Genomic DNA, 11,450 nt, shown 5'->3' on the forward strand with positions numbered 1-11,450 from the left:
AAGAAGATTTCAGGGCAGTCCCGAATTGTAGATTTGATTAAAACAGACACCTTGTAAGCGAATGATCAGAAAAAGTTGTTTTTTCAGCATATTGAGGGACAGGTTAAATATTAATTCTTGATAAACTCTTTCTAAGTTGTTGGACGGACAAGAAATTTCAACTGTCTGATTATTACTGCGCAAGCGACGTATCACTTTTGAACAAAACCAATAAATCTAGTTTTTTGCACACAAAGTACAATTCTCAATTCCTGGTTGAGATTATAGAAAGGAGAAGACAATTGAAAAGGAAAGATGAATTTTATTTATGCAATCGTTATCGGGAACGTTGCCATTATATGGATCATCGAATATTTTATGGTAAAATACTGACAATCTATGATAAAATATATGATATTACTATTCTATAAAAAGTCAATAAAATTGTACTTTATACATATTTAGTACAAATAATATAGACGAAAATTCTGCGGATAATCCGTAAAAAAACCTGAAAAAAATCAGTTGGACAGATTTTGAAGGTATTCCTAAATCCAGAAAATAATGAATAAAAAAAGGAATTCAATGTGCTTTAAAAGCGGAGTAATACAGTGTAAAACAGCACATTTTTGATAAATTTACAGAATGCAGAACCTGGAAAAGCGCTATTTTTTCACAAAACACAGCGCGTAGGAATGACAAGATTACCTAATAAAAATCAGTAAAATAAAACATAAAATACCCAGAAGAGCCATGGAAATCACACCAAGGATCAGGCCGTTTGATTTCAAAATTTCAGGCAAAGGGTCTTGCGGCGAGTCGCCCGGTTCTCTTTCTTTAATGATTTCAAGAGAAGTCCTTATACGATCCCATAATGAATTAACATCCTGATTAGAAAGCGTTTCCGGCTTCCATTCTGATGTTATTAAAACAAGTTCACGCGCTCTGTCAATCGTCTCTTTCTTGTTTGGATATTTTACCATCCAATTTTCCCAAAAAGAGCGTATAGGCGGATCATTTGGAAAACGTACCCATCGGATAAAAAGGTTTTCCATCGCTAACTCTTCGGCCGAATACTCCGAATAGGGTTTCATCAGTTGCTCTTTGAGAGTGTTAAGGGAATGTTTGTCTGTTTCATGAAACAAAACACTTCCGGCAATTATTTAAAAATTTTACCTGGTGTCAATCTTTACTTGTTGATTATTTAAAAAAGAAGGTTCATTTGTTTTTATACTCTATTGTAATAAAAACAGATTTACAATTTTACACACCTGTCGCGCATAACTTATTAACGTGACCTTAATATTACATCTGGTTAGTGTCCAATAAAGTTTACATTAGTCAAAAATAAAATCCGGATTAATCTTATTACCTGTATTTCAAACCGGCAAAATAAAGTGACAAAAATAAAATAGTCAATTAGCTCAAATGCCTAAGTTGGTAATTAATAACCCGGTCGTAATTACAAAATTGCATTTTTCACTAACTTTACGGACATTTTCACAGAGATTTAGTACCAAATTACATACAATGACTTCGCATCAGATACGCCAGTCTTTTCTGGATTTTTTCCGTAGTAAAGATCACCTTATAGTTCCTTCGGCTCCTTTGGTAGCTAAGAATGACCCCACCCTGATGTTCAATAACTCAGGAATGGCCCAGTTCAAGGACTTCTTTTTGGGTAATGGCACACCGCCTTCGCGCCGTATAGCGGACACACAAAAATGCCTTCGCGTTTCAGGTAAACATAATGATTTAGAGGATGTTGGGTTTGACACTTACCATCACACTATGTTCGAAATGCTTGGAAATTGGTCATTTGGAGATTATTTCAAAAAGGAAGCGATTACCTGGGCCTGGGAATTATTGACAGAAGTTTACAAGCTGCCAAAGGAAAGACTTTACGTATCTGTTTTTGAAGGCGATGCCAAAGACGGCGTGCCGTTTGATCAGGAAGCATGGGATTTGTGGGTGCCAATTGTAGGGGAAGAACGCATTATTCTTGGTAATAAAAAAGATAATTTCTGGGAGATGGGCGATACCGGCCCATGTGGACCTTGTTCTGAAATCCACATAGATTTACGCCCACAAGCAGATGTGGATTCAATTTCCGGAAAATCGTTGGTCAACAACGATCATCCTCAGGTGGTGGAAATCTGGAATCTGGTATTTATGCAATTTGAGCGTAAAGCAGATAGTTCTTTAATTCCTTTGCCTGCTACCCATGTAGATACCGGAATGGGTTTTGAACGTCTTTGTATGGCTGTTCAGGCAAAAATGTCAAATTATGATACGGACGTTTTCCAGAATACCATTAAGGTTTTGGAAAAATTATCCGGAAAAACATATGGCAGCGACGAGCCTTTCACGGATATCGCCATGCGCGTTATTTCTGATCACATTCGTGCCGTTGCTTTTGCCATTACGGACGGACAATTGCCTTCCAATGTAAAAGCGGGTTATGTAATTCGTCGGATTTTACGCCGTGCTGTTCGCTACGGATATTCATATTTGGGTTTTTCCGAACCGTTTTTCCATAAGTTGATACCTGTTCTTTCCGAGCAGTTCAAGGATGTTTTCCCTGAACTTACTTCACAGGAGGAATTTGTTACAAGGGTGATTCTGGAAGAAGAAAAAAGCTTTCTGCGCACGCTTGAATCAGGACTTAAACGCCTTGATATCATTATGACTGCGTTAAAAGAAAAAGAAACGAATGTAATAGCTGGCGATGAAGTTTTTGAACTAAGCGACACTTTCGGATTTCCGGTAGATTTGACTGCGCTGATTGCAAGGGAAAAAAGTTTCATTATTGATGAAATTGGTTTCCAGGATGCATTGGCAGCTCAAAAAGCAAGATCGCGCCAGGATGCAGCCAAAGAAGCGACCGACTGGATTGAACTTCGAGAATCAGATGGTGTTGAGTTTTTGGGTTATGATTTTGAAGAAACGCATAGTCATATAGTAAAATACCGTAAGGTAAAAACCAAAACCGGCGACGAGTACCACATCGTTCTGGACCGCACTCCTTTTTATGCTGAAATGGGTGGACAGGTGGGAGATACCGGAACGCTTCATTTCAACGTCCATGGCGAATCCAGGGTTGTCAATATTATAGATACTAAAAAGGAAAACGATCTTTTTGTTCATATTTCAAAAGATAAGAACCTGGACGAAGCTTTGCAAAATGCTGGTATCGTTGTCGCCCATATTAACGAAGAACGTCGCAATAAAATAAAGGCAAACCACTCGGCAACGCACTTGATGTTATCATCCATGCGTGAAGTATTGGGTACACATATCGGACAAAAAGGTTCATATCTGAACGACGAATTATTACGTTTTGACTTCTCGCATTTTTCAAAAGTTACCGATGAGGAACTGAAAAAAATTGAAGATCGTGTTAATGAAAAAATCCGCGAGAATATTCCATTAAAAGTAATGACCAATGTGCCAATCCAGGAAGCAATTGCTATGGGTGCAACGGCAACTTTTGGAGAAAAATATGGTGATTTTGTAAGAGTGATCATCTTTGATCCTGAGTTCTCTTTTGAACTTTGCGGGGGAACGCACATTCCTTCGACCGGTGAAATTGGTGTTTTCAAATTTATTTCCGAAGGTTCTGTTTCTGCCGGTGTACGTCGTGTAGAAGCCGTGACAGGTGAAAAAGCTTTGGAAATAATGCGTCAGCAGGAAGAGACACTTGTGCAATTGAAAGATCTGTTGAAAGGTCCGAAAGATATTGTAAAGGCTGTTGAAAATTTACTTGAAGAGCGAACTCAATTGCAAAAACGCATTGAAGCATTGGAAAACGAAAAAATCCAGAGCTTAAAACTGCATTTACTGGATAAGGTTAAAAGTTACCAAAGTTTCAATCTGATTATTGAAAAAGTAAACGTACCAAGTGCTGATTCATTGAAACAACTTTCTTACGAACTTCGTGAGCAGGTGGAAAACCTTATCGCTGTTTTTGGTACCGAAGTAGCTGGAAAACCTCAGATTTCCGTTTTTATTGCCGAAAATGTTGTTCAAAGTTCAGGCTTAAATGCTGGTAATATTGTGAAGGATCTTGCCAGGGAAATCCGGGGAGGCGGAGGGGGGCAACCTTTCTTCGCAACAGCGGGTGGTTCGGATGCGAGCGGTCTTGATAATGCACTTGAAAAAGCCAAAGGATTATTTTGACAACAACCGATATACAAAAAAAGCGGAGCCCGAACGGGTTCCGCTTTTTTTGTGCTTTAAATCTAAATTATTCTTTTGCAGACAATTGTCCACGGATAGCTCCATTTGGATATTCTTTTGTATGAATATTGACATAGTACAAACCGGCTTTTAAATCAGCAGCCTGATCTGCGGTAAGCGTGTCTGTGAATGCAAATGGAGTAGTAAAAGTTGTTCCGAAATCGATCACGACAGCACCGGTGGTATCAATAGCTCCCTTATGGATATGCCAGGCGGTTGGTATAAAGGCAGCCGTCGAATCTCCTGCGGTTGAATCCACGGCAGCGGTGTCGCTATAAGCAATGTTTAATTTCAAAATGTTGGTCTCCTGATCCAACGTTCCGTCCACCGTACCGGTAGCTGTTAACGTGTTTGCAGGCCTTTCGTTTGCTCCGGAAAGTGTGGTTGTAACTTTTAAAGTTGGCAGAACATCTACCGGTGGTGTTACATCATCGTCATCATCTTTACAGCCCCACGCAACGCCTAATACGCAAATACCTATAAACGCAAATTTCTTCATACTTGTCAATCTGTTCATACTCGTTGAATTAAGTGGAAAATTGGTTATCAACGGGTGATCAGCAAAAAACTATACCAATTCCCGGAAAAACGCTAAGTACGTAAGGCTAAGGTTTAAGCAAATATCTGACAATCAGTAAATTGTAGACTAAGTTCCCCTTTTGGCGAATAAAGCGACACTTTTGAATACTTAAAAATTTATGGAGATTTTAAATGAAAAATTTTACCCGTTATAATTTCTGAACTAATAAGTTTCTGATTCTTCTGCTAAAAAATATGCTGAACACCAACGTTAAAACCAAGATAAAGTCCTTTAAAATCCTTTTCATTTTCCTTTTTCCATATATAATGACTGATCAGATCATTCCCTTTGCCTTTGGAATATTTCACATAATTAATAGACGGCCCTGCAAATATTTCAAACCTATCAGCAATCTTAAACGCGGGCAGTATACGCAAAGTATTTTTAAAATAATCCCCGCTTTTGAAATCTGACAACATAAGATTTACCAACTCGGTATTGACCCTGAATTTTGCTGCAACTGGGATGTGTGCTCCCAAACCTGCCTCAAAACCGTACAACGATTTGTTATCACTTTTGAAATTATAGCCCGCACCAAGTATTCCATATAAAACTCTTCCGCCTGATCTGAATGAAGCAATGGTTGTTGCAGTTTCATCTACGGTAATACCGATTGATTTTTCTCCGTTTTTTATAAAATTCAGTAAGGCAATTGGGTAATCACTGCTATCTGCAATATTGATCAAACCTGCAATTTGAACGCCTTTAACGTTTTTTGCCAAATTAATAAATCCGGAAATCTGGCTGTTCACATCTTTGGATTTATTCAAAAATCCTGATACTTGTACGCCTTTCACTGATTCACGGGTAATATTACCGAATCCCGCAACCTGTGCAGCACCTGCACTTTCGCTAAGATTTAAAAAACCAGCGACCGGTAATCCCCTGGCATTGTGACGAACAAGATTCATAAAACCGGCTATCTGAACGCCATCAGCAGAATCCTGGATTATATTGGCTACGCCGCTGATTTGAACACCTTTCGCATTTTCTTTGATAACGGTGGCCACACCTGAAATTGCAACTCCGATCTCATTTTTTGAAATACCGCTAATGGCGTGGAGAGAAAATTTGTTTGTGAATTCAGCTGCGTTCAGACCATTGGAACTAACCGGATAAATTAGGCCGACGTGCATCAAACGTGTTTTTTCATTTTGTGCTAATACAGAAAGTGAAAAGCAAATAAATACGAAACTGTGGGCCAAAAATATTTTACGAGAATTGAAATAGATATTCATTGTGTCGAAATTAAATGGTAGCTAAAACGATAGCAGACAGAATGTAGATATTGCAGGCCTTCAATTCATTTCTGTTTGCGGTATGTATTTTAGACAATCGAGTGTAGCGATACCCTCATTTCACGGGAAAAGTTTTCGATAATGCCGCGGGCTAAAGCCCGAAAGTTGGTTGAGATTTCTGCCACCCAGGGTTGAAACCCTGGGTTAGTACTATCGACTGAAAAATCATCATGATGGGAAAAGTCTGTCTGGTAGTCTAAAGAATTGAAAACCTGGAATAGCTTAATATCAACCTTAGGCTGAGATAAACTAACTCAAGATTTTAACCTTGGGTCTCGGAGCCCCCCCCAGAAGTTTCCGGCTTTAGCCGAATCATCAAGAACATCCCTCGACAGAATACTAACCCAAGGTTTTAACCTTGGGTCTCGGAGCCCCACGGAAGTTTCCGGCTTTAGCCAAATCATCAGGAACATCCCTCGACTGAATACTAACCCAAGGTTTTAACCTTGGGTCTCGGAGCCCTTCAGAAGTTTCAGGCTTTAGCCAAAATCATCAGGAACATCCCTCGACAGAATACTAACCCAAGGTTTTAACCTTGGGTGTGGCAGAAACCCCCAGAAGTTTCCGGCTTTAGCCAAATCATCAGGAACATCCCTCGACTGAATACTAACCCAAGGTTTTAACCTTGGGTCTCGGAGCCCCTCAGAAGTTTCCGGCTTTAGCCAAAATCATCAGGAACATCCCTCGACTGAATACTAACCTTGGGTCTCGGAGCCCCACGGAAGTTTCCGGCTTTAGCCAAATCATCAAGAACATCCCTCGACAGAATACTAACCCAAGGTTTTAACCTTGGGTCTCGGAGCCCCTCAGAAGTTTCCGGCTTTAGCCGAAATCATCAGGAACATCCCTCGACAGAATACTAACCCAAGGTTTTAACCTTGGGTGTGGCAGAAACCCTCAGAAGTTTCCGGCTTTAGCCAAAATCATCATCCGAATACCCCAAGCTATTCAAAAAATTTTTATACTCTTCACCAAAAGTCTGTTTCTGATGATGTTCTTGTTGATTATCAATATACCTTCTGACAAAATCAATTTTATTATTACTTACAGAAGATGCAAAATATTTATCTGCCCAGTAAAGCCGGTCTTTTGTCAATTGTATTTTATTTGCCCAATTTGAACTTTCACCTTTTAGCAATTGGACTTGTTTGGATATTCCTAATTCAGGTTTCAGAAGCATCAGTACATGAATGTGATCATCATGACCGTTAATTCTATCAATGTAAATCCCGTGTTCCTTCGCATTGCCAAAGATATGATTGCAGATTTTCTTTAAGATATCAGGTTTTAGAACCTGTTCACGGTTCTTTGTTGCCCATACGGCATGAACCCAGATTTTGACATAAGACATAGCAGTGTGTTTTGATGAAACCGTCCATGTCAATTAGACTTAATATGTCAATCAAAGTTTCTATTTTCTTCAAAAGATTCCCCGAAAATTTATCGCCGATAAATTTTTTTCAATCCATCAATCAAAAACATCAGGTCATTCAGCCGGATTTCATACATCGTGCTCAGCATCATACCAAGTTTACCTGTCGGAAAACCTTTCCGTTCAAACCATTCAAGGTAAGAAACCGGTAAGTCTGTGATCAGCCAGTCTTTATATTTCCCGAAAGGCATTCTGTAAACAATCAGTTCTTTCAGTATTTCCGTATCAGGTTTAGGTATTTCATCGCTCATTTCCACTATCGATTTAAAATCATTTGGCAGCTCTTAACTTTACAATCAGATCCGTTTTCAAATCAAACAGTTGCTTTTCAAGTCCAACAGGATAAGTATGTGGATTGACAAAACGCTTGATTCCTTTATGGAAATGTGTCAGCTGTTGTTCAACACGTTCACGGGTTTCATGGATGGACGGCAGACTATATACCAATCTACCTTCTGCAAAAATGGGCACAAGCAAATCCTCAAAAGATAATGTTTCTGAAAACGACCTGGTTTTAGTAAAATCATAAGGATCCACCATCGTTGGTTTCCCGGAAAGCGGTGTTTCAATATTAAAAATCATATCAGAAATAAAACCTTTTGCATCTTTGAAGCGACGAACCTGCTGGATTCCCGGTGTCGAAACTTTAATGGCTTGTTCTGATAATTTCAGTTTATAGTCCCAATCGCCGGATTCATTTTTTATTGCGGCCAGTTTAAAAACGCCTCCTAATGCCGGCTGATCAAATGCCGTTACCAGTTTTGTTCCAATTCCCCAGACATTAATTTTTGCACCCTGGATTTTCAAACTATCCATGATGTATTCATCCAGATCGTTGCTGGCGACGATATTTGTCTTTTCAAATCCGGCCTCATCCAACAATTTCCTTGCTTCTATACTTAAATAAGCCAAATCACCGGAATCCAGACGAATTCCTCCGAGCTCGTAACCTCTTTCACGAAGCTGATTTCCAACAATAATTGCATTTTCAACACCTTTGATGGAATCATAGGTATCAACGAGCAAAGTCACATTATTAGGCATGTACTTCGCATACGTTTCAAAAGATTCCAGTTCACTGTCAAACGACATAACCCAGCTATGCGCATGAGTTCCTTTTACCGGAATACCGTAAAGCTTGCCCGCCAAAACATTTGACGTCGCGTCAAAACCACCAATATATGCAGCGCGACTGGCGGTCATTCCGCCATCCGGCCCCTGCGCTCTTCTCAATCCAAATTCTAAAAGTGCATCATTATTTGCAATCAGGCGCATTCTGGCAGCTTTTGTAGCAATCAGCGATTGAAAATTCAGAAGATTTAGTAGCGGAGTTTCTAATAACTGACATTGTAAAACCGGCCCCTGTATACGTAATAACGGCTCATTGGGAAAAACAACAGTGCCCTCAGGAATCGCATCGACACTGCATTTGAATTCCATGGCACGCAGATAATCAAGAAATTCACTTTCGAAAAGCACTCTCCCGTCACTTCCTGTAAGCGAACCGATGTATTCAAGATCTTCCTCATCAATGCGATATTCATTCAGATAATCGATCACACTGCTCAGGCCGCAGGCAATTGTAAAACCTCCCTGAAACGGATGTTTGCGAAAATAAAGATTAAAAACTGCTTCTTGTTCCGCCTTTCCTGATTTCCAATAGCCATAAGCCATCGTTAACTGGTACAAATCGGTCAGGAGACTTAACGAGGTATCATATAGGCGATTAATCATTCTTAGTTTTCTTGGTTGAAACAGAATGACTAATTACTAAAAAATACCCGGTTTGTATTTATTGAAAGTAGTTTTTATTAATACAAAAGAAAATTCCTGTTTCCACATATCTTAATATTTATCTTTTTTGGTCATAGCTATTTTTATTCTGATATGATCTGACAAGCTTGTTACATCGTATATCTAAACAGAACTTCATCAAAACAACAATTGAGATCAACCTAACTTTTAAGGCGTTATGAAAGTAGTTGTGGAAGCAAAATTAAAAGCGGTAGCCACGAATGTTAGAAAAATCAGGGAATACAGAGGTTACCCACAGGAATATCTGGCAGTGAAACTGGGAATCAGTCAGAATGCTTACAGTAAAATCGAATTGGGTTATACCAGATTAACTGTAGAAAGATTACTTGAAATTACATCAATTCTTGAAATTGATATTGTTACACTTCTGAACAACACAAACGGAGATATGGTACAGCTGAATGCAGTATCAGCAGTTCAAAATAATTAGTTGATGAATATTGGTTATAATTAGATAGGTGGTAAGTATTGAACAAAAGGCAGAAAACTATTCCAAATTGGAAAGTCTTCTGCCTTTTTTGATAAAATAGAATTCAAAAAACTATTTTTTATCCCACCATATTTTTGAAATATAAGAATCTCCTTTTGACAATTTGCTTACCGCATCTTTGTAATTAGTTTCATTCAATAACGCTTCCCGCGATGAATAAATGGTGCGGCGGGGAATTGTACCAGCCGTTGAACCCACATTCGGACCCGGCGTAAGTAATGGATAGCCCATTCTGCGCCATTCCGTAAATGCTTCATAGGAACGCCCGAATAGTTGAATCCATTTCTGAGTCCCGATTTTTTGCAGCTTTTGTTCTTTGCTTAAATCTGTGAAAGAAAGCTCTTTTGAGAATGTTGCAGGAACCGTAGCAATGTTGAAAGGTGCCTGCGCCAAAGCAGCTTTAACGCCTGCCTGATAAAAACTTTCTGCCTGATCTGCCGTTGCTCCCCAGCCTTCCAGCGCCGCTTCTGCTTTGTAAAAACTTACATCAGAAAAAGACATCACGATGCAGGGAATCGCCGGACTATAATCTTTATTGAAAAAAGTTGACTGCGAGGCCGTTGAATAATCGTCTTTTACAAGCGCTTTTAGCAACGCATCAGTCAGCGCCACTCCCATTCCTTTGTAGGACGGCGCACCTGCTTTTACAGAATTGACGCTTGGCTGTGCGATAAAAGGAAGACGCGGATCACTGGTTGTTGCCAACTGGGAAACCAATGTATTAGCCAGATATCTTAAATCAGAACTTCCGGTAAGCCATTGATTTAACAGAGGATGTACATTAGCATTAGTGGCATTATTATAAGTTGGGATGGTTGCGTTATCGGTATTACTTTCCAATAATGGCTGGCCCATTGCTTCCGTAATCGTTTTTTGTGCCAAAGTTGCATCAGCATAACGGATACGCATTCCTAATCTTAATTTTAAAGAATTGCCATACTTTTTCCATTTTGTTACATCACCTTTGAAATAAAAATCTGCGGTTCCATAACTTGCATCAGAAGCATTCAGCTGGCCGATCGCCGCATCGAGATCTGTAATCAGTGTTTTATAAACTGATTCCTGCGTATCAAATTTTGGTTTGTTATTCACATCCGTTGAACCCAAAGCCGTTTCAGAAAAGGGGATATCACCAAAAAGATCGGTCAGTCTTTGCCAAACAGAGATTTCAACGATTTTTGCAATCGCCAGTTTTGTTCTTCCACTAGGATCAGTTTCCTTCCCTTTCAAAATATCTGTTCTGATCTGAGCCAGATTCCGGATCAGTGTGTAATGCGCATCCCAGACATTATTATCGCTTTGTTCCACATATCGTGAACTGGAAACTACCGCGCCCCCGGCCCATTGTTGAATCCAGGAACCGTATTGACTGTTCGGGATTTCAAGTCCTTCGGCAAAGGCTGCGTCTTTTTGTGCTTTTGACAAAATAAGCCCGGCATCAATTGTCGTCACTGAAGTTGGCGGTGTATTTATTTTTTCAAAATCATCAGTACAAGACTGCATCAGGCAAACGACACCTGTTAATATGAGTGATTTAATACTATTTTTCATCGTATAAGAAGTTGTACGGATCGTTTCAGTTTTCGGAAATCTGTTGAAATTCATCCTGTGATAAAA

General features: G+C 39.4%; 9 protein-coding genes. 2 read left to right on the forward strand and 7 right to left on the reverse strand.

Annotated elements, in window-relative coordinates:
- Positions 1-683: 683 nt before the first annotated feature.
- Positions 684-1,073 carry a hypothetical protein gene (locus FDK13_RS09015; protein ID WP_137339640.1) on the reverse strand — a complete coding sequence of 130 codons (390 nt, stop codon included), beginning with the start codon at positions 1,071-1,073 and terminating at the stop codon, positions 684-686.
- A gap of 436 nt (positions 1,074-1,509) precedes the next feature.
- On the opposite strand from FDK13_RS09015, the gene alaS reads away from it, so the two are divergent.
- Positions 1,510-4,158, forward strand: a complete 2,649-nt coding sequence (gene alaS / locus FDK13_RS09020; RefSeq protein WP_137339641.1) for an alanine--tRNA ligase — start codon at positions 1,510-1,512, stop codon at positions 4,156-4,158.
- A 67-nt stretch (positions 4,159-4,225) separates the two neighbouring features.
- On the opposite strand, the gene FDK13_RS09025 is transcribed toward alaS, so the two are convergent.
- The 5 genes from FDK13_RS09025 to FDK13_RS09045 form a co-directional block, all read right to left on the reverse strand.
- The gene (locus FDK13_RS09025; RefSeq protein WP_229215973.1) at positions 4,226-4,735 is read right to left on the reverse strand and encodes a CHRD domain-containing protein; all 510 of its coding nucleotides are present in this window, start codon (positions 4,733-4,735) and stop codon (positions 4,226-4,228) included.
- A gap of 248 nt (positions 4,736-4,983) precedes the next feature.
- Positions 4,984-6,036: a hypothetical protein gene (locus tag FDK13_RS09030; RefSeq protein WP_137339642.1), complete on the reverse strand. Its 1,053-nt coding sequence runs from the start codon at positions 6,034-6,036 to the stop codon at positions 4,984-4,986.
- A gap of 973 nt (positions 6,037-7,009) precedes the next feature.
- Positions 7,010-7,447 carry an IS200/IS605 family transposase gene (gene tnpA / locus FDK13_RS09035; RefSeq protein WP_137339643.1) on the reverse strand — a complete coding sequence of 146 codons (438 nt, stop codon included), beginning with the start codon at positions 7,445-7,447 and terminating at the stop codon, positions 7,010-7,012.
- Positions 7,448-7,536: 89 nt separating this feature from the next.
- Positions 7,537-7,779: a DUF3820 family protein gene (locus FDK13_RS09040; protein ID WP_137339644.1), complete on the reverse strand. Its 243-nt coding sequence runs from the start codon at positions 7,777-7,779 to the stop codon at positions 7,537-7,539.
- Positions 7,780-7,798: 19 nt separating this feature from the next.
- On the reverse strand, positions 7,799-9,262 hold the full coding sequence (locus tag FDK13_RS09045) for a nicotinate phosphoribosyltransferase (RefSeq protein ID WP_137339645.1): 1,464 nt from the start codon (positions 9,260-9,262) through the stop codon (positions 7,799-7,801).
- A gap of 238 nt (positions 9,263-9,500) precedes the next feature.
- Between FDK13_RS09045 and FDK13_RS09050 the strand changes: the two genes are divergently transcribed.
- Positions 9,501-9,773 (forward strand): helix-turn-helix domain-containing protein, encoded by a 273-nt coding sequence (locus tag FDK13_RS09050; protein ID WP_137339646.1) that lies wholly within the window; start codon positions 9,501-9,503, stop codon positions 9,771-9,773.
- A gap of 111 nt (positions 9,774-9,884) precedes the next feature.
- Here the strand turns inward: FDK13_RS09050 and FDK13_RS09055 are convergent, their stop codons facing one another.
- Complete coding sequence (locus tag FDK13_RS09055) at positions 9,885-11,438, reverse strand: SusD/RagB family nutrient-binding outer membrane lipoprotein (protein ID WP_229215974.1); 1,554 nt, start codon at positions 11,436-11,438, stop codon at positions 9,885-9,887.
- Positions 11,439-11,450 lie beyond the last annotated feature (12 nt).

The sequence above is a fragment of the Dyadobacter frigoris genome (genome assembly GCF_005280585.1).
In the GTDB taxonomy this organism is placed as follows: Bacteria; Bacteroidota; Bacteroidia; order Cytophagales; family Spirosomataceae; genus Dyadobacter; species Dyadobacter frigoris.

Coding starts and splice junctions, on each gene's coding strand:
- FDK13_RS09050 (WP_137339646.1), top strand. CDS start 9,501: ATGAAAGTAGTTGTGGAAGCAAAATTAAAAGCGGTAGCCACGAATGTT.
- FDK13_RS09040 (WP_137339644.1), bottom strand. CDS start 7,779: ATGAGCGATGAAATACCTAAACCTGATACGGAAATACTGAAAGAACTG.
- alaS (WP_137339641.1), top strand. CDS start 1,510: ATGACTTCGCATCAGATACGCCAGTCTTTTCTGGATTTTTTCCGTAGT.
- FDK13_RS09025 (WP_229215973.1), bottom strand. CDS start 4,735: ATGAACAGATTGACAAGTATGAAGAAATTTGCGTTTATAGGTATTTGC.
- FDK13_RS09015 (WP_137339640.1), bottom strand. CDS start 1,073: ATGAAACCCTATTCGGAGTATTCGGCCGAAGAGTTAGCGATGGAAAAC.
- FDK13_RS09045 (WP_137339645.1), bottom strand. CDS start 9,262: ATGATTAATCGCCTATATGATACCTCGTTAAGTCTCCTGACCGATTTG.
- tnpA (WP_137339643.1), bottom strand. CDS start 7,447: ATGTCTTATGTCAAAATCTGGGTTCATGCCGTATGGGCAACAAAGAAC.
- FDK13_RS09055 (WP_229215974.1), bottom strand. CDS start 11,438: ATGAATTTCAACAGATTTCCGAAAACTGAAACGATCCGTACAACTTCT.
- FDK13_RS09030 (WP_137339642.1), bottom strand. CDS start 6,036: ATGAATATCTATTTCAATTCTCGTAAAATATTTTTGGCCCACAGTTTC.